Annotated in this window: 24 protein-coding genes; 8 read left to right on the top strand and 16 right to left on the bottom strand. The window is 61.9% G+C overall.

Annotation, left to right across the window (positions count from 1 at the left end; translation table 11 throughout):
- Nucleotides 1-24: 24 nt before the first annotated feature.
- The 6 genes from CKW35_RS02095 to pstS form a co-directional block, all read right to left on the bottom strand.
- Nucleotides 25-624 (bottom strand): hypothetical protein, encoded by a 600-nt coding sequence (locus CKW35_RS02095; protein ID WP_016486169.1) that lies wholly within the window; start codon nucleotides 622-624, stop codon nucleotides 25-27.
- Nucleotides 624-1,322, bottom strand: a complete 699-nt coding sequence (locus tag CKW35_RS02090; protein ID WP_016486168.1) for a hypothetical protein — start codon at nucleotides 1,320-1,322, stop codon at nucleotides 624-626. The genes CKW35_RS02095 and CKW35_RS02090 overlap by 1 nt, the downstream gene beginning before the upstream one ends.
- A gap of 93 nt (nucleotides 1,323-1,415) precedes the next feature.
- The gene (pstB, locus tag CKW35_RS02085) at nucleotides 1,416-2,204 is read right to left on the bottom strand and encodes a phosphate ABC transporter ATP-binding protein PstB (RefSeq protein WP_016486167.1); all 789 of its coding nucleotides are present in this window, start codon (nucleotides 2,202-2,204) and stop codon (nucleotides 1,416-1,418) included.
- Between the two features lie 50 nt (nucleotides 2,205-2,254).
- On the bottom strand, nucleotides 2,255-3,148 hold the full coding sequence (gene pstA / locus CKW35_RS02080; protein WP_016486166.1) for a phosphate ABC transporter permease PstA: 894 nt from the start codon (nucleotides 3,146-3,148) through the stop codon (nucleotides 2,255-2,257).
- On the bottom strand, nucleotides 3,145-4,113 hold the full coding sequence (gene pstC / locus CKW35_RS02075; protein ID WP_016486165.1) for a phosphate ABC transporter permease subunit PstC: 969 nt from the start codon (nucleotides 4,111-4,113) through the stop codon (nucleotides 3,145-3,147). Before pstC ends, pstA begins: the two co-directional genes overlap by 4 nt.
- Before the next feature lie 70 nt (nucleotides 4,114-4,183).
- Nucleotides 4,184-5,215 carry a phosphate ABC transporter substrate-binding protein PstS gene (pstS, locus tag CKW35_RS02070; RefSeq protein WP_016486164.1) on the bottom strand — a complete coding sequence of 344 codons (1,032 nt, stop codon included), beginning with the start codon at nucleotides 5,213-5,215 and terminating at the stop codon, nucleotides 4,184-4,186.
- 188 nt (nucleotides 5,216-5,403) lie between these two features.
- On the opposite strand from pstS, the gene CKW35_RS02065 reads away from it, so the two are divergent.
- Complete coding sequence (locus CKW35_RS02065; RefSeq protein ID WP_060516778.1) at nucleotides 5,404-5,784, top strand: hypothetical protein; 381 nt, start codon at nucleotides 5,404-5,406, stop codon at nucleotides 5,782-5,784.
- Nucleotides 5,785-5,859: 75 nt separating this feature from the next.
- On the opposite strand, the gene CKW35_RS02060 is transcribed toward CKW35_RS02065, so the two are convergent.
- Together CKW35_RS02060 and CKW35_RS02055 are read right to left on the bottom strand one after the other, a co-directional pair.
- On the bottom strand, nucleotides 5,860-6,087 hold the full coding sequence (locus CKW35_RS02060; RefSeq protein ID WP_016486162.1) for a hypothetical protein: 228 nt from the start codon (nucleotides 6,085-6,087) through the stop codon (nucleotides 5,860-5,862).
- A 172-nt stretch (nucleotides 6,088-6,259) separates the two neighbouring features.
- Entirely contained in the window at nucleotides 6,260-6,574 is a 315-nt protein-coding gene (locus tag CKW35_RS02055) for a DUF2834 domain-containing protein (protein ID WP_016486161.1), read from the bottom strand.
- 107 nt (nucleotides 6,575-6,681) lie between these two features.
- Between CKW35_RS02055 and CKW35_RS02050 the strand changes: the two genes are divergently transcribed.
- Nucleotides 6,682-7,500 (top strand): helix-turn-helix domain-containing protein, encoded by an 819-nt coding sequence (locus CKW35_RS02050; protein WP_095115101.1) that lies wholly within the window; start codon nucleotides 6,682-6,684, stop codon nucleotides 7,498-7,500.
- On the opposite strand, the gene CKW35_RS02045 is transcribed toward CKW35_RS02050, so the two are convergent.
- The 3 genes from CKW35_RS02045 to CKW35_RS02035 all read right to left on the bottom strand — a co-directional run bounded on the left by CKW35_RS02045 (nucleotide 7,490) and on the right by CKW35_RS02035 (nucleotide 11,077).
- Nucleotides 7,490-8,275, bottom strand: coding sequence for a 2-keto-4-pentenoate hydratase (locus CKW35_RS02045; protein WP_016486159.1), 786 nt, complete (start codon nucleotides 8,273-8,275; stop codon nucleotides 7,490-7,492). The two genes, CKW35_RS02050 and CKW35_RS02045, sit on opposite strands and share 11 nt — an antisense overlap.
- Before the next feature lie 270 nt (nucleotides 8,276-8,545).
- Nucleotides 8,546-9,889: an MFS transporter gene (locus CKW35_RS02040; RefSeq protein ID WP_095114902.1), complete on the bottom strand. Its 1,344-nt coding sequence runs from the start codon at nucleotides 9,887-9,889 to the stop codon at nucleotides 8,546-8,548.
- Nucleotides 9,890-9,934: 45 nt separating this feature from the next.
- Nucleotides 9,935-11,077, bottom strand: coding sequence for an iron-containing alcohol dehydrogenase (locus CKW35_RS02035; protein WP_095114901.1), 1,143 nt, complete (start codon nucleotides 11,075-11,077; stop codon nucleotides 9,935-9,937).
- 142 nt (nucleotides 11,078-11,219) lie between these two features.
- Here CKW35_RS02035 and CKW35_RS02030 point away from each other — a divergent pair, with 142 nt between their 5' ends.
- Entirely contained in the window at nucleotides 11,220-12,158 is a 939-nt protein-coding gene (locus CKW35_RS02030) for a LysR family transcriptional regulator (RefSeq protein ID WP_095114900.1), read from the top strand.
- A gap of 43 nt (nucleotides 12,159-12,201) precedes the next feature.
- Here the strand turns inward: CKW35_RS02030 and CKW35_RS02025 are convergent, their stop codons facing one another.
- A complete protein-coding gene (locus CKW35_RS02025; RefSeq protein WP_095114899.1) occupies nucleotides 12,202-12,666 on the bottom strand; it encodes an Lrp/AsnC family transcriptional regulator in 465 nt (154 codons plus the stop codon).
- A gap of 119 nt (nucleotides 12,667-12,785) precedes the next feature.
- Between CKW35_RS02025 and CKW35_RS02020 the strand changes: the two genes are divergently transcribed.
- The 3 genes from CKW35_RS02020 to CKW35_RS02010 all read left to right on the top strand — a co-directional run bounded on the left by CKW35_RS02020 (nucleotide 12,786) and on the right by CKW35_RS02010 (nucleotide 14,833).
- On the top strand, nucleotides 12,786-13,505 hold the full coding sequence (locus CKW35_RS02020; protein ID WP_095114898.1) for an AzlC family ABC transporter permease: 720 nt from the start codon (nucleotides 12,786-12,788) through the stop codon (nucleotides 13,503-13,505).
- On the top strand, nucleotides 13,502-13,804 hold the full coding sequence (locus CKW35_RS02015; protein ID WP_095115099.1) for an AzlD family protein: 303 nt from the start codon (nucleotides 13,502-13,504) through the stop codon (nucleotides 13,802-13,804). The genes CKW35_RS02020 and CKW35_RS02015 overlap by 4 nt, the downstream gene beginning before the upstream one ends.
- A 153-nt stretch (nucleotides 13,805-13,957) precedes the next feature.
- Nucleotides 13,958-14,833: a universal stress protein gene (locus tag CKW35_RS02010; RefSeq protein WP_095114897.1), complete on the top strand. Its 876-nt coding sequence runs from the start codon at nucleotides 13,958-13,960 to the stop codon at nucleotides 14,831-14,833.
- Between the two features lie 27 nt (nucleotides 14,834-14,860).
- Here CKW35_RS02010 and CKW35_RS02005 read toward each other — a convergent pair whose 3' ends face one another.
- Nucleotides 14,861-15,244, bottom strand: a complete 384-nt coding sequence (locus CKW35_RS02005; RefSeq protein ID WP_231995325.1) for a GNAT family N-acetyltransferase — start codon at nucleotides 15,242-15,244, stop codon at nucleotides 14,861-14,863.
- A gap of 246 nt (nucleotides 15,245-15,490) precedes the next feature.
- Between CKW35_RS02005 and CKW35_RS02000 the strand changes: the two genes are divergently transcribed.
- Nucleotides 15,491-16,201, top strand: a complete 711-nt coding sequence (locus CKW35_RS02000) for a TetR/AcrR family transcriptional regulator (protein ID WP_095114896.1) — start codon at nucleotides 15,491-15,493, stop codon at nucleotides 16,199-16,201.
- A gap of 183 nt (nucleotides 16,202-16,384) precedes the next feature.
- Nucleotides 16,385-17,611, top strand: a complete 1,227-nt coding sequence (locus tag CKW35_RS01995) for an MFS transporter (RefSeq protein ID WP_024717803.1) — start codon at nucleotides 16,385-16,387, stop codon at nucleotides 17,609-17,611.
- Between the two features lie 255 nt (nucleotides 17,612-17,866).
- On the opposite strand, the gene CKW35_RS01990 is transcribed toward CKW35_RS01995, so the two are convergent.
- From CKW35_RS01990 to CKW35_RS01980, 3 genes are all read right to left on the bottom strand, one after another.
- Nucleotides 17,867-18,250, bottom strand: a complete 384-nt coding sequence (locus tag CKW35_RS01990) for a DUF2493 domain-containing protein (protein WP_016486148.1) — start codon at nucleotides 18,248-18,250, stop codon at nucleotides 17,867-17,869.
- Nucleotides 18,251-18,271: 21 nt separating this feature from the next.
- Nucleotides 18,272-20,986, bottom strand: a complete 2,715-nt coding sequence (gene mgtA, locus CKW35_RS01985; protein ID WP_095114895.1) for a magnesium-translocating P-type ATPase — start codon at nucleotides 20,984-20,986, stop codon at nucleotides 18,272-18,274.
- Between the two features lie 765 nt (nucleotides 20,987-21,751).
- The gene (locus CKW35_RS01980) at nucleotides 21,752-23,377 is read right to left on the bottom strand and encodes a methyl-accepting chemotaxis protein (protein ID WP_016486146.1); all 1,626 of its coding nucleotides are present in this window, start codon (nucleotides 23,375-23,377) and stop codon (nucleotides 21,752-21,754) included.
- Nucleotide 23,378 lies beyond the last annotated feature (1 nt).

Here is a 23,378-nt window from a genome sequence, read left to right as displayed (position 1 = left end):
CCGTTGTTGCGCTGACCACTGCCCTCAGGAAGCAAGCGCCTGCGAGCGCTGGCGCTCGGGCATCTCATAGCGGTGCGGTTGCTGCCAGGCCAGCCGTGCTTGCACGTCGACCGCCGCGTCCATCACCTTCTGGGCCCAGTTTTCGTCTTTCGGGCACACCACCACTACGCGAAAACCATGGTCGACGCCCTCAAGCCGCACGCCTTCGGAATCATCGACATGCAGATCGATATCGAACGCCGATGGCAACTTCGAAGGCGAATGCTCAAGGCCGTTCTGGGCCAGGATATGCTGGTGCCGGTCACTGTTGACCACACCATCGACATGGATGCCATAAAGCATCAGCCAGCGCCGGATGTAGGCCGGGGTGCGCCCCGACGAGGTATAGATCCAGATGCTGCAGCCCTGGCGGCGCAGGTCGCGGATCAGCGAGCGGGTGCCACTGCGCAGGGGCTCGCCCAACCAGCGATGGACGAAATTCGGCAGCTTGCTGTCTTCGGCGGCAGCGTGTTCGGGCAGGCAGGCGAGCGTGTCGTCGATATCGAACGAAATGCGTACCTGGCCACGCTTGAGCTTGCGTTCAAGGGCTTGGCGCCCGCGTGCGAACATGGAGTAACGTTGCATCAGCGGCGCCCCTCACAGACAGGCACAGGCGTGCCGCTCAGGAAGAACTTGCCGGGCTCAGGCGCCTTCTCTTCGAGGAAAGCGGCGTACTTTTTCTTGATCTTGGGGAGTTCGTACAAAGCCTTGACACCGTGTTTAGCGGAGTTGCGTATGACCGAGGACGGGTTGAAGTAACCCTCGGCGTTGTCCAGCGACAGCACGAAAGGCGGCAAGCCGGCACGCATCAGCAGGTAGCTGACAATGAGCGAACCTGTGCGGTTGTTGCCTTCGATGAACAACTGCGGCTTGCTGAGGATTCGTACATAAACACCGGCTGCCCGCTTCCAGATCGAATCGCTGCGGTACGAGCAGTACCAGTTGTACAAGTCCTTGATGCCACCTTCGACGTTGTTGAAAAAGTGCGCCTCGGTTGCGGCGAGGTGCGGGGCATATTCCAGGCGACGGGCCGGGTCGCTGCCGCACAGCACAGTGGCGTTGATTTCCAGCATCAGGTTCAGCTGCTGCAGGTCGAACAGGTCGATACCGCGAGCGACATAGTCGTCAATCAGTGCATAGCCTTCAAGTACGTTCAGCAGCACCTCGTCGGTAAACGGATCCCGCGGTTCGGTGAAATGCCGGCTGAGTTCGGCAAAGCGGCCTTGCACCTCGCGCAGTGCGCGCTCTACCGCTGAAAGATCAAGACGACGCGTTGCTCGCATTGGAAATCCCGGGTAACACTTTAACGGAAGGTAACGCGGCCGGTTGCTGCAACTTCCCTGGCTGCAACACCCGGCCACCTTGGCGTGCCTGACTCAGCTGAACTTGCCGCTGATGTAGTCGCTGGTCAGTTGCTCGCGTGGGTTCTGGAAAATCTGCGCCGTAGGGCCCATCTCGACCAGGTAACCGGTGCGGCTGCCCTGGGAAATATCGACCGAGAAGAACGCCGTGGTGTCCGCCACACGAATCGCCTGCTGCATGTTGTGGGTGACCAGGGCGATGGTGTAGTCCTTCTTCAGCTCGACCATCAGCTCTTCCACGCGACGGGTGGCAATCGGGTCGAGTGCCGAGCAGGGTTCGTCCAGCAGCAGCACTTCCGGTTCGGTGGCAATGGCCCGGGCAATGCATAGACGCTGCTGCTGGCCGCCGGACAGCGACAGGCCGCTGACCTTGAGCTTGTCCTTCACTTCGTCCCACAGCGCGGCGCCTTGCAAGGCGTGCTTCACGCGGTCACCCAGGTCGCCCTTGTAGCGGTTCAGGCGCAGGCCGAAGGCGACGTTGTCGAAGATGCTCATCGAGAACGGGTTGGGCTGCTGGAATACCATGCCGATGTAGCGGCGCACGACCACCGGGTCAACACCCTTGCCGTAGACATCCTGGCCCAGGAAGTGCACATGGCCTTCAAACCGGAAGCCCTTCACCAGGTCGTTCATGCGGTTGAGGCTACGCAGCACGGTACTCTTGCCGCAGCCCGACGGCCCGATAAAGCCGGTGATCTCGTTCTTCCTGATCGGCACATGGCTGTCACGCACGGCCATGAAGTTGCCGTAGAAAATCTTGTCCAGCTTGCAGTCCATGACGATCGGGGTGGCTTCATTGACCATGGGAGCGGCTCTTTGCGCAGTGGATACGTTCAAGTTGGATGCTCCCTTTCTCAATACTTGGGCTTGCCGAAGACTCGGCTCAGAATGTTGATGACCAGCACGATCATGACCAGCACCAGCGAGGCCGCCCAGGCGAGCTCGAGCTGGTTGTCGAATGGCATGCCGGAGAAGTTGTAAATCAGTACGGCGAGCGAAGCCGTAGGGTTCATGACCGCCAGGCTGCCGTCATGGTAGATCCAGTAGTTGCTGAACAATGCGGTGAACAGCAATGGCGCGGTTTCGCCAGCGGCGCGGGCCACGGCCAGCATGACGCCGGTGAGGATGGCCGGCAGGCCGGTGGGCAGGACGATTTTCCAGATCACCTGGGCACGGGTGCAGCCCATGCCGTAAGCGGCGTCTTTCATGATCTTGGGCACCATCTTCATCGACTCTTCAGCAGTCAGCACCACGATCGGCAGCATCAGTACTGCCAAGGCCACACCGCCAGCCGGCGCCGAGTAGGTTCCGGTGGTCATCACCACCAGGGCGTAGGCAAACACCCCGGCCAGGATCGACGGCAGGCCGGTGAGCATCTTGGCGGCAAAGCGCGCGGCGTTGGCCAGCTTGCTGTCGGGGCCGAGTTCGGCCAGGAACACTGCTGCCAGGATACCGACCGGTACCGCGATGGCGGCGGCAATGCCGACCATGACGAAGGTACCGGCCATGGCGTTACCAAAACCGCCACCCATCTCGAAGCCGGTCGGCGGCAGCTCGGTGAACACTTCCAGACTCAGGCGTGCACCGCCGCGGGTGATCAGCATGTACAGCACGGAAATCAGCGGCACGCTGGCCACCAGCGCCGCGAGCCATGCCAGGGTGGTCAAAAGCACGCTGCGCAGGGCACGGCCTTCCAGCTTGCGTTGCAGGCTGGGCAATGCGGCTACAGGGGTCGTCAAGTCAGTCATTGTTTGTTACCACGCTGGGCGTAGAGCATGATCATCGAGCCGAGCACGTTCACCAGCAGAGTGATGAACATCAGGACCAGTGCCGCGTACATCAGCACTTCGACCTCGTTCGGGCCGGCTTCCGGGAAGTTCAGCGCCAGCAGCGCCGCCAGGGTGTTGGCCGGGGCGAACAAGGAAAGGGAAATGGTGTTGGCGTTGCCGACCAGCATGGCCAGTGCCATGGTTTCACCGAGCGCGCGGCCCAGGCCCAGTACCAGCGAACCAAAGATGCCAGTAGCAGCCGATGGCACCATCACCTTGAGGATGGCTTCCCAGTGGGTAGTGCCCATGCCGTAGGCAGCCTGCTTGGTTTTCATCGGTACGCTGGTCAGCGCATCCTGGGAAACGGCAGCGATGGTCGGCAGGATCATGATCGCCAGTACCAGCGCAGCAGGCAGCAGGCCGGGCCCGCTCAGGGAGGTGCCGAAAAACGGGATCCAGCCCAGCTCGCTGTTCAACCAGGCGGTCAGCGGGCGAATCGCCGGGATGACAACGTAGATGCCCCACAGGCCGTAGACCACGCTGGGGATGGCGGCGAGCAGTTCGACGATGGTGCGGAACACTGCGGCGAGCTTGGCCGGAAGGAAATCCTGGGTGAGGAAAATGGCCATGCTGACGCCGAAGAAACCGGCGATCAACAGGGCGATGAAGGCACTGTAAAGCGTGCCCCAGATCGCTGGCAGAATACCGTACTTGCCTTGGTTGACGTCCCAGACGCTGCCGAACAGCACGTCAAAGCCATGCTTTTCGATGCCGGGCAGTGCCTTGCGGCCCACTTCGTAGACCAGCGCGAAGACCAGCGCCAGTACCAGCACCACACCAATGCGTGCAAGCGCACGGAAGGTGCGATCGACCAGGAAGTCTTTCGCAGACGGTGGCTGGCACGCGGAATCGGGGTTATCCGGTATGGCAAAGGGTGTGTTCATGGGCAAGTTCCGGGACAAGGGACAAACACCCCCGGCATGGCTTCATGCCGATACCGGGAGCGCCTGGGTATTACTGGATGTTGGCAGACGCTTTACGCACCTGGTCGACAACCGACGCAGGCAGCGGGATGTAACCCATCGAGTCGGCGATGGTCTGGCCTTTGGTCAGGCTGTACTCGACCATTTCACGCATGGCCTTGGCTTTTGCCGGGTTGCCGTTGTCCTTGCGGAAGATCATCCAGGTGTAGGAAGTGATCGGGTAGGACTTGGCACCGTCCGGGTCAGGCAGCCAGGCCACCAGGTTTTCCGGCATGTTTACCGCAGCCAGTGCTTCGGCACCGCTCTCTGCGTTTGGCACGACGTATTGGCCAGCTTTGTTCTGCAGCACGGCGAAGTCGACCTTGGCCAGCTTGGCGAAGCCGTATTCGATGTAGCCGATGGCGCCCGGGGTCTGGCGGACGGTGGCGGTTACGCCATCGTTCTTCGGCGATTTGATGAACTTGTCGGTGGCCGGCCAGTTGACGGTGTTGCCCTCACCCAGCCCTTGCTTGAAGTCAGCGTTGATGGCCGACAGGTGCTTGGTGAAGACCGCAGTGGTACCGCTGGAGTCGGCACGCACGACCACAGTGATCGGGGTAGCTGGCAGTTTCAGCTCAGGGTTGGCCGCGGCGATTTGCGGGTCGTTCCACTGGGTGATCTTGCCCAGGAAGATGTTGGAGTACACCTCGCGCGGCAGCTTCAGCCCTTTAGGGTTGCCCGGCAGGTTGTAGGCCAGGACGATTTCACCGGCGGTCATTGGCAGCAACTGCACGCCTTCGCCAACCTTGGCAATGTCTGCTTCGCTCATGGCCGAGTCGCTGGCGGCGAAGTCGACGGTCTTGTTCAGGAAGTCCTGAACGCCCGCCCCGCTGCCCTTGGACTGGTAGTCAACGGTGACGCCAGCAGTGTTCTTGCTGAAGTCCTTGAACCAGGTCAGGTAGATCGGTGCAGGGAAGCTGGCGCCGGAACCTGTCAGGCGAACGTTTTCTGCAGCAAAGGCTGCCGAAGTGGCGCAAAGGGAGACCGCAACGGCGAGTGCAGCAGACTTCATCAGGCGTTTCATCAAAAAGTGCTCCTTGTGATGGCCGGCACACTTTGCATCAGCTGTGTTACAGCTTTGTGACTGTTGAGTGGCAGGCCGCACGGTAGAGCTTTTTGCCTGTGCCATGACGCACCGCTCGTCCATGGTCCGGCACTCTCGATGGACGCCTGGCCTCAACCGTGCAGGCAAATCCAGCAGGAGTGAACACCATGCCACGCGGTGACAAGGACAAATACACAGACAAACAGAAGCGCAAGGCCGAGCATATAGAGGAGAGTTACGAAGACAGGGGATTGTCGAAAGCAGAGGCCGAAGCCCGTGCCTGGGCCACCGTCAACAAACAGTCCGGAGGTGGCGACAAGAAGGGTGGCTCGGGGAGCCACACGGCTGCCAGCGAGAAGAAGACAGCCCGCTCCGACTCAGCCAAACGCGCGGCCAAGTCACGCCAGGGTCATTCGCGCAGTTCGGGTGTTTCTCTGGAAAGCCAGAGCAAGCAAAGCCTGATGAAGGAAGCGCGCAGCAAAGACATCAAGGGCCGCTCCACCATGACCAAGGCAGAGTTGGTAGAAGCGCTGCGCAAACAAGGTTGAGGGCTCGATGGCTGGCACCGGCTGCGCCGGTGCCATCATTAAAGCTATCCCGTCCCTTATCTGGGCTTCACCGAATCAGCCAATACCGACAATACCCGCTTCATCGCCTTCCTGGCTGCGGTTGCGGCACGCACACTCGAACTCGGCTTGGGCCCGTGTGACAAAGTTGAGGCTCAAGCGCATCTTTTCCTGGGTGTCGTAAAGGTCATAACCCTCTCCCAGGGCGGCGGGAAAGCCAAGACGCCGAGGGTAAACCTCTCGCTTTACTGGCACTGCGGGCACCACAACGAAGCGCGTCTGCATGATCGTCCCTCTTCGGCAGTGCTTAAGTATTAGTAGTCTTATGTCAAAGCATCAAGATGACTCATGCAATATTTTGGTTCATTTACCTACGCTCGCGGTAATGAGTGCGCAGAAACCCAACAGGCAGACAGCCCCGATGGCATCCACAGCGCATAAACACTCAAGGCATTGCTCATGGCTGACGCACCCCGGCAACGCCTCTGTTGACGAGATACAACAGCGGCCCCGCCGAAACGAACACAGCCGTCAGCAACAGGTAGGGCAGCAACGATATCCCCTTCCCGCCCCGCATACGGTTGTCCCTCACCATCCAGACGCAGGCCAGCCCCGCCATCAGATACAGGTCAATGACCACCTGAGCAGTGTCTGGCCGCGACAGCAGCGTTAGCCCGAACGCCAGCAGCGACTGCTCGGCAATCTGCATCGTCCAGCCGGTATACAGCGAAAACAGCACCAGCAACGCCAGCGCGCAGATACGCAAGCCCATCGTCCTTTCCTCTGTAGGGTTTGCCGGCACCGTAGTGATAGGGTTGCCTGCGCTCAATGACCTGTGAGGTCATGGACGCTGCAATCAAGGACGATAAGGATCAAGGCATGAGTCATCATCTGTTCCATCGCAAAAGCCCTGCGCCGGATACTTCGGCAGGCCAGCATCTGCGTCACTTGCGCCAGCAGGCCGGGCTCAGCCAGCTGGCGCTTTCGCTATTGGCTGGCGTATCGCAGCGCCACCTGAGCTGCCTGGAAACCGGGCGCGCCAAGGCCAGCCCTGGCACCTTGCATGCCCTGCTTTCGGCCCTTGGCGCGCCACTGGAGCACTGCAACGAAGTGTTCATTGCCGCCGGGTACGCGCCCCGCTACGCGGCCTCGCCGCTCGACGCGCCTGAACTGGCATTGGTGCATGCCGCCATCGAACACATCCTGCAGGCGAACAACCCTGCACCTGCAATCGTCATCGACAGCAACTGGCAGGTCATCGCTGCCAATGCCAGTACCGGCCTGCTGTTGGCGATGGTGGGTGTTACGGCGCAGGCGGGGCCTGGCCTTAACCTTCTGGATACACTGCTGCGCCCTGGCGGCCTGGGCGATCATCTGGCCAATGCGCAGGAAATTCGTGCCGTTGCCTGGCAACGTGCATCCAGGGAGGCAGTGGGCAACCCGACGCTGGCAGAACACTTGCGCAATCTTCCAACCCCGGCCAACCCAGAGCAGGCGGCAGGTATCGCGCCCGTGTTGCTGACCCGCGTGAGCACCCCCTATGGCGAGCTCAGGTTCCTGTCGACCTTCACCACCTTCGGCATGCCGCTGGATATCACCGTGGAATCACTGCGGATCGAGCACCTGATCCCCGCCGACCCACAAACCCGGCAGAGGATGCAGGCGGCGTTTGATCAATGGTCGGCGGTTACAGCGTGAACGACAGCGCCTGGCCAAGGAACCTGGCGCTAACCTGATGGCCTGTTTGATTCAGGTCGAACGGCTGGCACATGGCCCCCGTGGTCACCACATCACCTGCCTTCAATGTCTGGCCGCGTTCGGCAGCATGGGCATACAGGTGGGCCAGCGACACCAGCGGGTCGGTCGCAGCATCGCCAGACAAGCCGCGGGCGCGTAATTCGCCATCTACGTACACCTCGGTGGTCTCGGCCAGGTCTGCAAGCAAGGGTACGTTGATGCCTGCCCCGAGGCTGTTGCCCACGACCAACGCTTCAAAGCCCACGTTGTCCGCCACGAAGCTTGGCCAGCCGACGCGCTTGCGGTCGACGAAGCGTGAGCGCACCACTTCGAAGGTGACGCAGGTAGCGCGGATATCTTCGCTGGCCGGCAGGCGTCCCGCTTGCGGGGGGATATCGCGGTCAAGCACGAAGGCGATCTCGCATTCGATGGTCACAGGGGTCACGGCCGGCAGTTCGATGTGCACGCCATCCGCGTGGCAGCGCTTTGCTTCCAGTTGGCCAATCAGCGGCCGGGACAGGTTGGCCGCACGCATGCCTGCGGGGCTGCCGACACCCAGTTTCCAACCTGCACGCTGGCCAGCGGCGGCGGCGAAGAACTGGTCCTGGCTGTCATAGCCTTGTTTCAAGGTTTCGGGCCTGAGGCTGGCAGGCAGTTCCGTCAGCAATTCACCGCTGCGCCAGTGCTGCAGCAACAGGGCCGCGGTACGTTGGGGTACGAAAAGCGAACTGTTCATCAAGACCTCATGGAAATGGGCGATGCCGGGCAACCGATGCTAGGGCCTGGAATTGATAAGGATAAATATATTGTCATGATGCCTGGCATCACAAACCGTTATGAAACGACTTCTGGAAGCTGATGCGATCCTTGTGGGAGCGGCCTTGTGTCGCGATTGGGCCGCAACGCGGCCCCACCGGTCTCGACGGTCCTGCAAGGATCCTGGGGCCGCTCTTCGGCCCAATCGCGACACAAGGCCGCTCCCACAGGGATTGCACAGGCCTGACGATCACTGGTCAGCAGAAACCGGCTGCTTCAGCAGCAATACATAAGCCATCGCTGCCACCGCCGCCACCGCAGCACTGATCAGGAACGCCGAGGCAAACGACCCGGTCTGCTGGATGCTGAACCCGGTTACGATCGGTGCCACCGAGCCTGCCAGGTAGCCACCAAAGTTCTGGATCGAGCCAAACGAAGCCACGCGCTGGCTATCGACCACAGTGTTGGCAATCATCCAGGCAGTCGAGCTGGCCATATTCACGCTGAACAGCGCGCAGCACAGCAGCGCCACGCTGAGCATGAAGCCGCTGCCGAACGACAGGGGAACGGTGAATGCCGCCGCCGCGAACAACGCCGTCACCACTACCCGCTTGCGGCTACCCAACACGCTGGCGCCATTCTTCACCAGGCGGTCGCAGATGCGGCCCACGACAATGGTGCCCAACGCGCCGAATACATAGGCCAGCGATACCACCCAGGCCGTCTGGTACAAGCTCAAGCCATGCTCACGTTCGAAGTAGCCCGGCAGCCAGGTAAGGTGCAGCCACAGCATGTAGATCACCCCCATGAAGCCCAGTACGGCGCCCCAGGTGCTCTTGTGGCGAAACAGCTCGGTCCAGGCCGCCAGTTGTGCCCGCAGGCTCGGCCTGGCGCTTGCCACTGGCTGTTTATGGGCCTGTGTCGCCAGCAGCCGCTCACGTTCCTCTGCAGGCAGCTCGGCCAGGTAACGCGCCTTGCTCTTGTAGAAGGCAAACCAGCAGGCGGCGACCAGGATGCCGAACACCCCGGTGACAATAAACATGCCGCGCCAGCCCCAGGTGATCATCAGCAGGGTCAGCAACGGTGGCGCCAGGCATGGCCCGATGCAGGTCGATGACAGCACGATGCCCGTCGGTGTGCCGCGCTTTTCGGCCTCGAACCACTCCGCCAGGGCTTTCGCGGCCGACGGGAACATCGGTGCTTCGCCAATCCCCAGCACCACCCTCAGGCCGATGAATGCGGAAAAACTGTTGATCAGGCCGGAGGCCGTCTGCGCCACTGACCAGCCCAGCAGTGCCGCCCTCAGCGAGATCTTGCTGCCCAGGCGGTCGATGATCATGCCCAGCGGCAGCTGCGAGAAGGCATACGCCAGGGAAAACGCTGACAGCAAAATGCCCATCTGCGACGGCGTGATGCCCATGTCGCGCTGGATAGACGTATTGGCGATCGACAGCGCACTGCGGTCGACGTAGTTGATGATGCCGATCACCAGCAACAGGCTGACGGTGATGACCTGGTACTTTTTGAACGGGTTCGGGCTCGCGACCGCTTCCCCCGAGGGGGCAAGCTCGGCTTGCGCATACTTGGTATTCATGGGCGTTCACTTTTGTTGTTATTGATTGAACAGCGGATTGGCGCCTTACATCGACGCTTCAAGCAACCCCTGGTAGTCCTCGGCAGACGCCTCACGCGGGTTGGTCCGATGGCTGTGATCGGCCAACGCGCCCTGGATTATGCGTGGGTACTGCTCTTCGCTGACACCCAGTTCGCGCAGGCCGGTCGGCAGGCCCAACGCGCGGGTCATGTCGCGGATGGCCTGTTCGATCTGGTTTTCGTCTGCCAGCCCCATCGCCTGGGCGATACGCGCCGTCTTGTGCTCGTTCAGCACAGTTGCGGCCTTGCGGTTGAAGGTGATGACAGCAGGCAGGAAAATCGCGTTGAGGGTGCCATGGTGCAGGCGCGGGTTGATCCCGCCCAATGCATGGCTAAGGCTGTGCACGCAGCCCAGGCCCTTCTGGAAGGCCAGTGCACCTTGCAGCGAAGCGCTCATCATGTTGATACGGCCTTCGAGGTTCTGCGGGTCTCGGGTAGCGCTTTCGATAAAGCGCCAAGCGCGCCACAGGCCGTCCAGGGCGATGCCGTCTGCAGGTGGGTTGAATGCAGGCGCCATGAACGTTTCCAGGCAGTGAGCAATCGCATCCATCCCGGTGGCAGCGGTGAGTTGTGCAGGCAGGCCAAGGGTCAGCGCCGGGTCGCAGATGGCGGCCTTGGGCACCACATGGGGCGAAATCACGCCCACCTTGCGCCCGTCGTCGAGAATAAGGATGGCGCCCCGCCCTACCTCGCTGCCCGTCCCTGCCGTGGTTGGCACGGCAATCATCGGCGCGGTTGCCGGCGTGATTCGCGCCAGGCCACCCTCGATCACCGCAAAGTTTTTCAATGGCCCATCGTGCCTGGCACACACGGCCACACCTTTGGCCAGGTCGATCGCCGAGCCGCCGCCGATGGCGATGATGCCGTCACAGCCACACTCCTTGAACATGGCCACGGCTTCGCGCACCGCGGTCTCGTTGGGGTTGGGTGGGGTACCGTCATAGATCGGCAGTTGGGCAGCGCTGTCGGCAAAGGTGTTCAACGCCGTATCGACGATACCGGCAGCGCGCACGCCACGGTCGGTCACGATCAAAGGCTTGGTTATACCAATGCGCTCACATTCCGCAGGCAAAAGGGCAATGGCGCCGATATCGAACTGGATCTGGGTGATGTAGTTGATCAGGGACATAAGGCTCAGCAGGCTCCTGGCTTTGTTTTTCTGGGCGGTTTAGCCGCACTGGATGCGACACTGTGCAGCGCCAGTATAGGAATGCGCGCCTGGCCATGGTATTGAGAACAATCCATATCGGTATAACCAGGACGCATACCAGATGACCCCGTCACTCAATTCGATCATGTCCAGGCTGCACGCCCGTCACCTGCGCCTGCTCATCGAGCTGGACGAGCACCGCTCGCTGCTGGGTGCGGCTGGCAGCGTCGGGCTTACCCAGCCCGGTGCCAGCAAGGCGCTGCAGGAAATCGAAACCACCTTCGGCACGGTGCTGTTCAACCGCACCAACCGCGGGCTGGAGCCCACTGCCGCCGGGCACTGCGCCATCCGCTACGCGCGCGTGGTGCAAACCGATATTTCCAACCTGCGCCATGACCTGGATGCCATCCTGCGCGGTGTGGGCGGCCGGCTGGCGGTGGGCGCCATCATGGGCGCCGTGCCCTTGCTGATGCGGGCCGTATCACAGCTGGCCAGTATCCAGCCGCAGATGTCGTTCGAGATCATCGAAGACACCAGCCAGTCGCTGCTGGCACAGATCGAAAGCGGCCGGCTGGACATGGCCCTGTGCCGCACCAGTGTCAGCAACGCGCCGCAGCTGTTTGCCAGCACCTTTGTCCAGGATGAGACGCTGGCGGTCATCGCCAATGTCGACCACCCGCTCAAACACGCCCAAACCGTCAGCCTTGCCGAGTTGGCCGAAAGCCGCTGGATCGTATACCGGGCCAACATGCCGATGCGCGTGCAACTGGAGCGTGAATTCCACGACGCCGGGCTGCGCTTCCCGCTGCACCTGGTTGAAACCACCTCGATCCTGGCGACCTTGTCGCTGCTGCAGGACCGCCCCGACTTTGTGGCGTTGGTGTCGATTGACGTGGCCCGGCAATGCGCGATGAACCAGCAAGTACGCATGCTGCCCCTGGCCATGGGCTCGGTCAGCGACCCTTACGAGTTGGTCACTCGCAAAGGCAGCCAAGCGACACCGGCCATGGACAAACTTAGCGAGCTGCTTTTGCAGGGCGGACAGCCCAGTCGCAGTTAGGCGTGTTGCAGAACGCGCCAGGCGAGCCTGAGCCAAAGCACGACTACACCGGCAGCTCGGTGGTCAGCTTGATCTTTTCCATCGGCACTTCGGTCTTGACGTTCTGCACCACGCTCAGGCTGGTCAGGTGCTTGATCTGGAAGCGTCGATAGGCTTCCAGGTCTGCCGCCACCACCCGCAACAGCAAGTCGCAATCGCCCGCCATCACATGGCACTCCACCACTTCGGGTAACTGGCGCACGGCTTCGACGAACGCGTCGGTGGTGTCCTGGTCCTGGCGCTTGAGCCACACCCGCACGAACAGGGTGAGGCCCAGCGCGACCTTGGCCGGGTCAACCAGTGCCACGTAGCGCTCGATCACTCCAGCCTCCTCCAACAGGCGCACCCGACGCAGGCACGGCGAAGCAGATAACCCCACCTGCTTGGCCAACTCCTGGTTCTGCAACCTGCCGTCGCGCTGCAGCGCCCGTAGGATGCGCCGATCGATGGCATCGAGCTTGATTGGCATTTATAGATCTCTTTTTCGATATTGTCGGTAGCAGATACCAAATGCTGTGTGCATCAGCACAACTACGCAAGCCAATTCTAGCGCTCCATTGGAATAATTTACCTCCACTGGAGGTGACCATGAATACCCTTGAACCTGTACTGAACGATCCCCCTGCCACCACGCCGCAAAGCGAACTGCGCCGTGGTGCCGTTGCCGCCCTGCCGGTGCTGCTGGGGTTCATCCCTTGTGCCCTGGTACTCGGCGCGCAGGCTTCCCAGCACCAGCTGGCAGCAGGCGAAGTGGCTCTGATGACAGGCCTTAACTTCGGTGGCGGCTCGGAGTTTGCCGCTGTCGAGCTGTGGACCTCACCGCCGGCAATATGGGTGATTATCGCCATGACCCTGCTGGTCAACAGCCGCCACCTGCTGATGGGCGCAATCCTGGCGCCGTACATGCGCCACCTGCCGCTGCCAAAGGCATTGGGGGCGCTGTTCTTCATGTGTGACGAAAGCTGGGCCATGGGCCTGGCCGATGCGCGCCAGCGCGGCGGGTTCAGCCTGCGCTATTTCATGGGTGTGTCGCTGTGCCTGTGGGCCACCTGGGTCACGTTCACCAGCCTCGGCGCGCAGGTTGGGCCGCTGCTCGGCGACCTGCGCAGCTATGGCTTCGACATGGCCTTTGCCGCGGTCTTCCTGGTGCTGCTCAAGGGCATGTGGAAAGGCGTACACGCCGCCGTGCCCTGGCTGTTCAGCCTGCTCACCGCCGCACTGTTCTACCTGCTGATTCCCGGTGGCTGGTACGTGCTCGCGGGCACCGTGGCCGGCCTGGTCACTGCTTACCTATGGGCCAAACCATGATTGACCTTCCTACACTGGTCACCCTCGTGGGCATGGCCGTGGTCACCTACCTGACCCGTGCGCTGGGCTTTTTACTGCTGCGCAACCGCACCCTTGGGCCGCAACTGACGCAGGTGCTGAACGCCGCGCCCGGCTGCGTGCTGATTGCCGTAATCGCACCCAAGTTCGTTTCCGGGCAACCGGCCGACCTGATTGCGCTGGGGCTTACGGTGTACGCAGCAACGCGGTTTTCCCTCTTGCCGGTGGTGGTATTTACCATCGTGATGACGGGGGGGCTGCGCCTGTTGCTGCCGGCATGATCCGCTGCGGCATCTACGCTCCATTGACTCAAATCAAGCCCTCGCGCCGGGTTCGCGCGACGATGGCTGCAAGCAAGGAATGACTCAAGCACCGCCAGGCGCACAGTGCACAACCGTCGAACACTGCGCGCGGCCATGGACAAGGAGCCCCACATGAACCCGCTGAAACACATACTGGTAGCCACCGACCTCTCCCCCTATGCCCGCAACGCGGCAGAGCGCGCTGCCTACCTGAGCAACGCGCAACAGGCCTCACTGGACCTGCTCTACGTTGCCAACCCGGCCCCCTTCGAGCGCCTCAAGCAGTTGGTGGCGCCTGATGACGACCTGTTGAAGCGGGTACTGGACAGCGCCGGCGAAAAAACCCGCGCACTGGCAGCCCTGCTGTTCCAGCGCTACAACATTTCCGCGGGTGTGCAGGTCGCCAGCGGCTCGGTGATCACGGAAATCACCCGGGTGGTGCAGGACAAACACAGCGACCTGCTGGTATGCGGCGCCAAGGGCCAGAGCGTGGCGCGGCGCCTGCTGCTGGGTTCAACCGTGCAAAAAATGCTCAACCACATGCCCTGCCCTTTACTGGTGGTCAAGCCGGCCCCTCGTGATACCTATCGCACGGTGCTGGTGCCGGTCGATTTCTCTCCCGCTTCGCTGCGCGCCATCAAACTGGCCAGGGCCATTGCCCCACAGGCCGAAATCATTCTGCTGCATGTGTACGAAGCCCCGTTCGAAGGCAGCGTGCGTTTCGCCCATATCGACCACGGCACCCTCACCCACTACCGCAATGTCATCCGCAAGGACGCACAGGCACAACTCGCTGCATTGAGTGAGGCCGCGGGCATTGCCGATGCACGGCAGATTCTGGAGCACGGTGACCCTGGCTGGCGCATTGCCGAGCAGGAACAGGCGCTGGAGTGCGACCTGATCGTCGTCGGCAAGCAGGGTGCGAGCGCGCTGGAGGAGCTGTTGGTTGGCAGCGTTACCAAGCATGTACTGAACGAATCGCAGTGTGATGTGCTGGTCACGCCCTAGCACGCAAGACCAGGCGGGCCGCCCCCCTCAGGGGGCTGCCCGGCCTGCGTGCAGCATCACCAGGTCCCGATGTACATCCGCCCCGCACTGGAACGTGGTTTCACCCACCACTGCAAAGCCGTTGCGCAAGTAGAAAGCAATAGCCCGGCTGTTGCTGTCATTGACCGTCAACCGCAGAGCCCCCACAACGCCCTGCAGCACATCAGCCATCAGCCGCTGGGCCACACCCGCCCCGTGGTATTCGGGCAGCACGTAGCATTTGCTGAGCTCGGCGATGCCATCGGCAGCCGGAATGCCCAGGGGCTCTGGGGCAAGGTTGACCAGGCTGTAGCCGACGACCGTACGGCGCATCAGGCCTACCGACAGGCGCATTTCCGGTTCCCGGTTCAAGCGTTCAAAGTCGGCTGGCATCAACGCGCCTTGGATGTAGGCGCTAATTTCCGTCGCAGGCGTATTCGCCGGGCAAGCCAGCGCAAAAGTGCGTGCCGCGACCTGGCTGATCGCATCACAATCCGCGGCCGTCGCCTGCCTGATCAAAAAATGCATGAGTTTGGCCCTGGTGTGTAAATGGCAGCCTTGCAACGGCTGAAGAAAAGCATAACACTCGCTATATACTTTTCTATACACCGATTCTCAAAAAGCCCAGATGAAACCGTGATGTACGCCCAACCCGACCTGCCACACACGACCAGCGAGGGTGCTGACGCCACTTTCGGCTCGGTCGACCACGCGCTGGGCAACCCCGGTATCCGGCGCAAGAATCACAAGCTTATTCTGCAGGCGGCCAGCGAAGCGTTTGCCGTCACCGGCTTCACCGCCACCCATTCGCACGAAATTGCCGAGCGCGCCGGGTTGCCCAAGGCCAATCTCTATTACTACTTCCAGACAAAAGAGAATTTGTACGTCCAGGTGCTGATGAGCTTCATCGAGCCGCTGGTCAGGGCCTCGGCAGCGTTGCGAAAAAGCGACGACCCGATAGTGGGCCTGCGGGCCTATGTCAAAGCCCGGATACGCATCATTCGAGAGCACCCGTTCAGCGCCGCCGTGTTCAGCCAGGAGTTGCTCTCAGGCGGCAAACGCCTACCTGAGGTGTGCAAGAACATGCTGCAGGAGGAAGCCAGGCGCAACGTCGCCTGCCTGCGCAACTGGATCGAGGATGGCCGGTTGGCGCCCTGTGACCCCGAACACCTGATGATTTTCATCTGGTCGGCAACGCGTACCTATACCAATCTTGCCTGGCAAATGTCGCAGCTCAGAGGCGTGGCTATACCTGACAAGTTGGACTTTGATCGCGCCACCCGCACGGTCACCCAGATGGTGCTGGGCGGTGTCTTACCGGTGAAGCAAACGGCTGTGACACCGCCCTGAAACTGGCTTCGTGGCCCCACAACGCAATAGTTTCCGCTCTAAACCAGGGGTTTCATCGATTACGCTGATGATGACTATCAAGCGGCCTGCCTGTCGGCCTGGCAAGGCCATCCCTATAATCGCCTGCAAATCCCTCCGCTCCTGCGCCTGCTACAGGCGCCATCCCTCATGGAACCGACCCCCATGCCAAGCAACCGCCAGGCCCCTCGCGGCCTTCCCGAACATAATCAGCAGAGCGTCACACAGCAATGGCTGGCAATCCTCTCGGTCGCCGTGGGTGCCTTCGCCCTGGTCACCAGCGAGTTCCTCCCGGTGGGGGTGCTCAACGATGTGGCCAGTGACCTCGGCATCAGTGCAGGCCTTGCCGGCCTGATGGTGACCTTGCCCGGTATCATGGCCGCGCTGGCCGCGCCGTTGATTTCCGTGGGGGTCGGCGCGCTGGACCGGCGCTACCTGCTGATCGGCCTGACGCTGATCATGATCATCGCCAACACCATCGTGGCCTACGCCGTCGACTTCAATTTGCTGTTGGTCGGCCGCGTGCTGCTGGGTGTCAGTATCGGTGGTTTCTGGGCAACCGCCATCGCCCTCAGCGGCCGCCTGGCCCCCGACGGCATGGGCGTAGCCAAGGCCAACTCCATCATCATGGCCGGCGTAACCCTGGCGACCGTAGTGGGCGTGCCCGTGGGCACCTGGCTGAGCGGCCTGATGGGCTGGCGCATGACGTTCCTGGTCACCGCACTGGTGGGCATACCTGTGCTGCTGGCGCAGGTATTCCTGCTGCCGCGGCTGCTGCCGGAAAAGGCCATTCGCATCAGCGACCTGCCGGCCTTGTTCATCAACCCACAAGCGCGGGTCGGGTTGATTGCCGTGCTGCTGATCGGCCTGGCGCACTTTGCCGCGTACACCTATGTTGCCCCGTTCTTCAAACAGAATGCCGGCTTTGACGGGCCTACGATTGGATCGCTGTTGCTGCTGTATGGCGTCGCCGGGTTCATGGGTAACATTTTCGCGGGCTACGCTGCCAACCGCAGCGTGCGGCATACCCTGATGCTGGTTGCGCTGATGATTGCTGTCAGCACCGCCCTGTTCCCGCACTTCGCCACCGGCATGACGGGCGCTGCCATGCTGATCGCGCTGTGGGGCTTCGCTTTCGGTGCGTTCCCGGCCTGCGCCAACATCTGGATGTTCGTGGTGGCACCTAAGGATGTTGAACGTGGCATGCCGCTGTTCGTAGCCATGTTCCAGGTGATCATTGCGCTGGGCTCTTTCTTCGGCGGGCAGGTGGTCGACCATATGGGCACGGCGGTGCTGTTGAGCCTGGCTACCGCGTTGGTGGGCTGTGGTTTTGTCACCGTGCTGGTGCTGGGGCGCAACGTGAGCAATAACCTTGCTGCGCAGCCGGGCTGAGCAGCTCGGCACCGAGGCGCCGCAAGTACAGCGCCGGCTTCGGCCCACGCTGTACTTGTACCAGCGACTGTCTCGCAAAAAACGTGAAACCTAGCGCGGTCATTGTGGGCGCAACTGTCTTGCTCAACTTCTAAAAGCTGGCGCGATCCCTGTGGGAGCGGGCTTGCCCCGCGAACACGGGCGAAGCCCGTGCCATCCACGGCGGTGTCTTCTTCGCGGGTGAATCCGCTCCCACAGGACTGGTGGCAGGCAGGCTTATCCCACGCCAGGTTCATCCCGCTCGGGCCGCCGTGGTTGCCTGCCGCAAATCACCGGAACCTCCGCGCCGCGAGCCCTGGCCAGCAGTTCCTCTGTGTCATCGCCCCCGGGCAGGGCAAGCAACAGATCAGGGCGACTGTCGTTAAGCATGAACAGGTTGCGCAGGCGTTCGGCCTGCTTGCCGTGCAACTGCCAGTTCGGCGGGTAGCGCACCAGATCGGCACCGTGCTCACGTGCCCAGCTTTCGATCTCGCCGCCCAGGAACTGGCTGCCACCGTGGATCAACACCCGGATCGGCCGCTGGCGCTGAACGTCATCCAGGGCCTGGCGGCAGCGCCGGGTGTCGGCATAGTTGCGTCCCGCACAGATCAGTACTCGCATGCTCTGCTCTCCTCGCCTGGCTCAGAACCACTGCCCGAAGCGGCGGATGTAAAGGGTCTTCATCCCTTGCGCGACCACGCAGTAGCCCAGCAGGGTAGCAACCAGCCAAGGGAAGTATGCCCATGGCAGCGGCACCAGGCCCACCATCGCGCCCACCGGCGAGAACGGGATGTAGATACCCAATGCCATCACCAGCCCCGTTGCCAGCACCACCGGCAGCGCAGCGGTGCTTTGGAAGAACGGCACCTTGCGGGTGCGCAGCATGTGCACCACCAAGGTCTGTGACAGCAACCCTTCGATGAACCAGCCAGACTGGAACAGCGCCTGCATCTCGACGCTATTGGCGGCGAACACATACCACATCAGGGCAAAGGTGGTGATGTCGAAGATCGACGAAGTAGGGCCGATCCACAGCATGAAGCGGCCGATGTTGCGGGCGTCCCATTTGCGGGGCTTGCTGAGAAACTCCTTGTCCATGCGGTCCCACGGCAGCGACAGCTGGGAGAAGTCATACATCAGGTTCTGCAGCAGCAGGTGGATCGCCAGCATCGGCAGGAACGGAATGAACGCACTGGCCACCAGGACCGAGAACACGTTGCCAAAGTTGGAACTGGCAGTCATGCACAGGTACTTCATGATGTTGCCGAAGGTTTCGCGGCCTTTGAGCACCCCCTCCTCCAGTACCATCAGGCTTTTTTCCAGCAAGATGATATCGGCCGACTCCTTGGCGATGTCGGTGCCGCTGTCCACCGAGATACCGACGTCGGCATCGCGCAGGGCGGCGGCGTCGTTGATACCGTCGCCGAGGAAGCCGACCGTGTGACCATTGGCCTGCAGGGCCTTGAGCACACGTGATTTCTGCAGCGGGGTGAGCTTGGCGAAGACAGTGCGTTCCTCGACCTGAAGCTTCAGGGTGGTGTCGTCCATGCGCTCGATGTCCTGGCCGAGCAGTGGCAGGCCTGGCTCCAGGCCCACCTCACGGCAGACCTTACAGGTAACCACCGGGTTGTCGCCGGTCAGCACCTTCACCCGCACCCCCATGTCACGCAGGGCGGCAATGGCCGGGCCGGCAGTTTCCTTGGGTGGGTCGAGGAAGGTCAGGAAGCCCTGGATCACCAAGTCGCGCTCATCGTCGGTGTGGTACTGCGCCTTGCCTTCGGCCGACGGGATCTCGCGGGTGGCGACCACCAGCACGCGGAAGCCGTCCTGGTTGTAGGCATCGGCGCTGGCCAGAAGCTGCTGGTGGCGGAGCGGGTCCAGGGTAACGACACGGTCGCCCTCCTGCACATGGGTGGCGATGGCGAGCATTTCCTCGACCGCCCCCTTGCTTACCAGCAGGTGATCGCCAAGTGCATTTTTCACTACCACGGACAGGCGACGGCGGATGAAGTCGAACGGTAGTTCGTCTACCTTTGCGTAAGCGTAAGGCACCTGGAACTGGCGGTCCTGGCCAGCAAAATGCAGCACGGCCTGGTCCATCAGGTTGCGGATGCCGCTTTGGTGGTGGCTGTTGAGCCAGGCGAGTTCAAGGATATGCCGATCGCGCTGGCCATCGAAGCGCACGTGGTGTTCGAGGATGATCCGGTCCTGGGTGAGCGTGCCGGTCTTGTCTGTGCACAGTACGTCCATGGAGCCCAGGTTCTGGATGGCGTTCAGGCGCTTGACCACCACTTTGCGCCGGGCCATGGCCACGGCGCCCTTGGCCAGGTTGGCGCTGACGATCATTGGCAGCATTTCAGGGGTCAGGCCCACTGCCACGGCAAGCGCGAAGAGGAAGGCATCCCCCCAGTCGCCCTTGACCACACCGTTGATCATGAACACCACCGGTACCATCACCAGCATGAAGCGGATCAGCAGGCTGCTGACGCTGTTCACGCCGCGATCGAAGGCGGTCTGGCTGCGGGAACCGGCGATGGCCTTGGCCAGCGAGCCGAAATAGGTACGTCGGCCGGTGGCGACCACCACAGCGCGCGCGCGGCCGCTGACGACGTTGGTGCCCATGAAGCAGATGTTTGGCAGCTCGAGCAGGTTGTCCGGGTTGGCGCCATGCCCGGTGGCGGACTTCTGGGCGACATTGCCCAAGGTGTCGTACTTCTCGACCGGCAGCGCTTCGCCAGTGAGCACCGCCTGGCTGATGAACAGGTCGCGCGATTCAAGCAGGCGGATATCGGCCGGGATCATGTCGCCTGCAGATAGCTGCACGATGTCGCCGGCCACCAGTTTGTCCATGGGCACTTCGCGCAGGCGCGGGGCCTGCCCGACCTGCTCGCGGCGTAGCACGGTTGCGGTAGTGCGCACCATTGCCTTGAGCGCGTCGGCGGCCTTGTTCGAGCGGTATTCCTGCCAGAAGCGCAGCAGGCTGCTAAGGCTGACCATGGTCATGATGATGATGACCTTGGTCAGGTCGGCGTCGTCCGTTTCGCCTGCGCTGACCGGCAGCCAGTAGTCGGTGACGAAGCTGATCCCGGCCAGAATCAGCAGTACATAGATGAACGGGTTATGCAGGGCCTTGAGCAATTGCACCAAGGCGTGGGGTTGCGGATCGTGGGCAACCTGGTTGGCCCCATCGCGCTCCAGGCGCTTGGCAGCTTCGTGCTCGGTCAGGCCCTGCTCGCTGGCATCGAGGTTGGCGAGGGTAACGGCCAGGCCATTGCGCGCTTCACGGGCGGCGCGGGTAGACAGGCGAGTTTCGCGTTCGGCCTTGGCCGATGAGGTGTTGCGGTGTTTGACAGTCATGTTGCTGTGCTCCTGCCGCTGCGGCGGCACGACACACAGACGTTTCACTCAGCCAGTGAACGAAGGCATGTCGGGTCGCAGAAAAATGCTGGGTTTTTCCGACAGTTGTCTGTCCGCTGCCGAGGGTCGGAAGTTGTGTCGGCAGCGAACTTTCTACTCGCGCAGTCCATGGATTGATTCCTTTTCATAAACACGGGGCAATAGTTACCCGGCAAACTTTCAACTTAGTAAGTTCGGGAGGGAAGATACCGCTGAATATCTTTTATTCAGTGAGAAGTCTGGGCGCTCAAGCGGGCATGAAGACGCGCCAGCGGCCCGCATCTACTTGGGGGCTCCTGGCTGTCGTCAGGGTACCCGTGCAGGCGGCACGGTCGGGCACGGGCCAGCTGCGGCGCAAGGCCGGCGAACAGGCGGTGTGAAGCGAATGAAGTGAGGTTCATGAGCTTGCCTCCAACCGGCAGACACCGGTGGCGGCAAGTCACGACGGAGCATCAGGCTCTGGCGCGGCTTGCCCGACCAGGGTGTCGGGACCGGTGTTCCGGTTCAAGTGCCTGACCAGGCCATACGGCAGGGGTCAGGCAGCGACTAGATACTGTGTCCATTGAATTCTTCAGTGAATGGAAAAAAGGCCCTTTCTCGGGGCGATCGAACTTTATTCAAGGGTAGTATCGAAGTCAACCCGCAAGGGGAACTTTAAATAAGTTTCACCCACTTTTAATGTAACAACGATCAGGTGCGAGTTTTAAGCCCGTCGCCCGGCTACCCTTACACCCTGAACCGCCCCACCAATGCCGTCATCTCCCCCACCAGCCCCGACAGCGCCTTGCTCGCCTCGCTGGTCTGCTGCGCTCCTGTCGCCGAGTTGATCGACAGCTCGCGAATGTTCAGCAGGTTGCGGTCCACTTCCCGCGCCACCTGAGCTTGCTCTTCGGCCGCACTGGCGATGACCAGGTTGCGCTCGTTGATTTCGCCAATCGCACTGTAGATACCTTCCAGCACCTGCCCCGAGGCCAAGGTCACGTCCAGTGTCGACTGGGCGCGGTTGGTGCTGGCCTGCATCGACGCCACCGCCGCCTCGGTGCCCGCCTGCACGCGGCCGATCATCTGTTCGATTTCCTGGGTCGATTGTTGCGTGCGGTAGGCCAGCGTGCGTACCTCATCTGCCACCACCGCAAAGCCGCGCCCGGCCTCACCGGCGCGGGCCGCCTCGATGGCAGCATTGAGTGCCAGCAGGTTGGTTTGCTCGGACACCGAGCGGATCACTTCCAGTACTTTGCCGATATCCCGGACCTGCCCCACCAATTGCTCCAGGTGCGCACTGCTGGTCTGGATCTCGCGGGTCATGGCCTCGGTGCCATCGATGTTGTCGCTGACTTGCTGGCGGCTTTGTGCGGCCAGCTGGTTGGACTCGCTGGTGGTTTGCGATGTAGTGATAGCGTTGCGCGCAACTTCCTCCACGGCCGTGGTCATTTCGGTCACAGCAGTAGCTGCCTGCTCCAGCTCCTGCCCCTGCTGACGCAGGTTGCTGGCGCTTTCCTCGGTAACCGCGTTCAACGCAGTGGCGGCTGCGTCCAGCTGCCGGGCACAGTGGTTGATCTGCCCCAGGGTGTCGCGCTGGCTCTGCTGCATGCGCTGCAGTTCATGGAACAGCTGGCCGATCTCGTTGTTGCCCTGCCCTTGCACCGGCACGCTCAGGTCGCCACCGGCAATGCGCTGGAAGTGCCGACCGGCTTCACGCAGCGGATGCAGCACTCGCTGGGCAATGAAGGCCCAGCACAGTGCAGCCAGCAGCAAGGTCACCCCTAGCAGCCCCAGGCTCAGCATTTGTGCACGCGCCAGACGACGGTCTGACTCCAGCATGATCTGCTGGCCACGTTCGCTCAGTACGCCAACCAGCTGCTGGCGTAGCGCTTGCAGTCGGCCCATGGCATTGCCGGCATCGATGTTGACCTTGAAGTACTGCTCCAGCGAACGCTGGCGGGTCGCTTCGCGCTGCCCGGCTACCGCCTTGGCGTATTCGGCAAAGGTAGCCTGCAGCTCGGTTGCCAGCGTGCGAAGGGCTGGCTCGCGGACATTTTCAACGAACTCGTCGACCAGCTTCTGGCTCTTGTCGTTCAGCTCGACTGACAGCGCCATGCGCTTGCCTGCACTCTCGTCATGGCCGCCCAACTGCTCGATGAAGCCCGAGGACACATTGGCGCTGGAACGGATTGCCATCAATAACGCATTGTTCAACCGGTCCGACTGGTGTGCGGTCTGGTCCAGTTCGGTGATCTGCTGACCGCTGCCCACTGCTGCCCGCCATGCACTGACGGTGGAAAACAGCAGGGTCAGGCTGAACAACGACAGCACCCAGAACATTCCGGTACGTATCTTGAGGTTGGCAAGCATG

The organism is Pseudomonas sp. Irchel 3F3 (assembly GCF_900187545.1).
GTDB classification, from domain to species: domain Bacteria; phylum Pseudomonadota; class Gammaproteobacteria; order Pseudomonadales; family Pseudomonadaceae; genus Aquipseudomonas; species Aquipseudomonas fortuita.
Note: the sequence above shows the minus strand (reverse complement) of the source record. Positions and strands in the feature narration are given on the sequence as shown.

Bases quoted from the DNA above. Each gene is read 5' to 3' on its own strand.
- CKW35_RS02095 (WP_016486169.1), bottom strand. From the start codon at position 624: ATGCAACGTTACTCCATGTTCGCACGCGGGCGCCAAGCCCTTGAACGC.
- CKW35_RS02090 (WP_016486168.1), bottom strand. From the start codon at position 1,322: ATGCGAGCAACGCGTCGTCTTGATCTTTCAGCGGTAGAGCGCGCACTG.
- pstB (WP_016486167.1), bottom strand. From the start codon at position 2,204: ATGGTCAATGAAGCCACCCCGATCGTCATGGACTGCAAGCTGGACAAG.
- pstA (WP_016486166.1), bottom strand. From the start codon at position 3,148: ATGACTGACTTGACGACCCCTGTAGCCGCATTGCCCAGCCTGCAACGC.
- pstC (WP_016486165.1), bottom strand. From the start codon at position 4,113: ATGAACACACCCTTTGCCATACCGGATAACCCCGATTCCGCGTGCCAG.
- pstS (WP_016486164.1), bottom strand. From the start codon at position 5,215: ATGAAACGCCTGATGAAGTCTGCTGCACTCGCCGTTGCGGTCTCCCTT.
- CKW35_RS02065 (WP_060516778.1), top strand. From the start codon at position 5,404: ATGCCACGCGGTGACAAGGACAAATACACAGACAAACAGAAGCGCAAG.
- CKW35_RS02060 (WP_016486162.1), bottom strand. From the start codon at position 6,087: ATGCAGACGCGCTTCGTTGTGGTGCCCGCAGTGCCAGTAAAGCGAGAG.
- CKW35_RS02055 (WP_016486161.1), bottom strand. From the start codon at position 6,574: ATGGGCTTGCGTATCTGCGCGCTGGCGTTGCTGGTGCTGTTTTCGCTG.
- CKW35_RS02050 (WP_095115101.1), top strand. From the start codon at position 6,682: ATGAGTCATCATCTGTTCCATCGCAAAAGCCCTGCGCCGGATACTTCG.
- CKW35_RS02045 (WP_016486159.1), bottom strand. From the start codon at position 8,275: ATGAACAGTTCGCTTTTCGTACCCCAACGTACCGCGGCCCTGTTGCTG.
- CKW35_RS02040 (WP_095114902.1), bottom strand. From the start codon at position 9,889: ATGAATACCAAGTATGCGCAAGCCGAGCTTGCCCCCTCGGGGGAAGCG.
- CKW35_RS02035 (WP_095114901.1), bottom strand. From the start codon at position 11,077: ATGTCCCTGATCAACTACATCACCCAGATCCAGTTCGATATCGGCGCC.
- CKW35_RS02030 (WP_095114900.1), top strand. From the start codon at position 11,220: ATGACCCCGTCACTCAATTCGATCATGTCCAGGCTGCACGCCCGTCAC.
- CKW35_RS02025 (WP_095114899.1), bottom strand. From the start codon at position 12,666: ATGCCAATCAAGCTCGATGCCATCGATCGGCGCATCCTACGGGCGCTG.
- CKW35_RS02020 (WP_095114898.1), top strand. From the start codon at position 12,786: ATGAATACCCTTGAACCTGTACTGAACGATCCCCCTGCCACCACGCCG.
- CKW35_RS02015 (WP_095115099.1), top strand. From the start codon at position 13,502: ATGATTGACCTTCCTACACTGGTCACCCTCGTGGGCATGGCCGTGGTC.
- CKW35_RS02010 (WP_095114897.1), top strand. From the start codon at position 13,958: ATGAACCCGCTGAAACACATACTGGTAGCCACCGACCTCTCCCCCTAT.
- CKW35_RS02005 (WP_231995325.1), bottom strand. From the start codon at position 15,244: ATGCCAGCCGACTTTGAACGCTTGAACCGGGAACCGGAAATGCGCCTG.
- CKW35_RS02000 (WP_095114896.1), top strand. From the start codon at position 15,491: ATGTACGCCCAACCCGACCTGCCACACACGACCAGCGAGGGTGCTGAC.
- CKW35_RS01995 (WP_024717803.1), top strand. From the start codon at position 16,385: ATGCCAAGCAACCGCCAGGCCCCTCGCGGCCTTCCCGAACATAATCAG.
- CKW35_RS01990 (WP_016486148.1), bottom strand. From the start codon at position 18,250: ATGCGAGTACTGATCTGTGCGGGACGCAACTATGCCGACACCCGGCGC.
- mgtA (WP_095114895.1), bottom strand. From the start codon at position 20,986: ATGACTGTCAAACACCGCAACACCTCATCGGCCAAGGCCGAACGCGAA.
- CKW35_RS01980 (WP_016486146.1), bottom strand. From the start codon at position 23,377: ATGCTTGCCAACCTCAAGATACGTACCGGAATGTTCTGGGTGCTGTCG.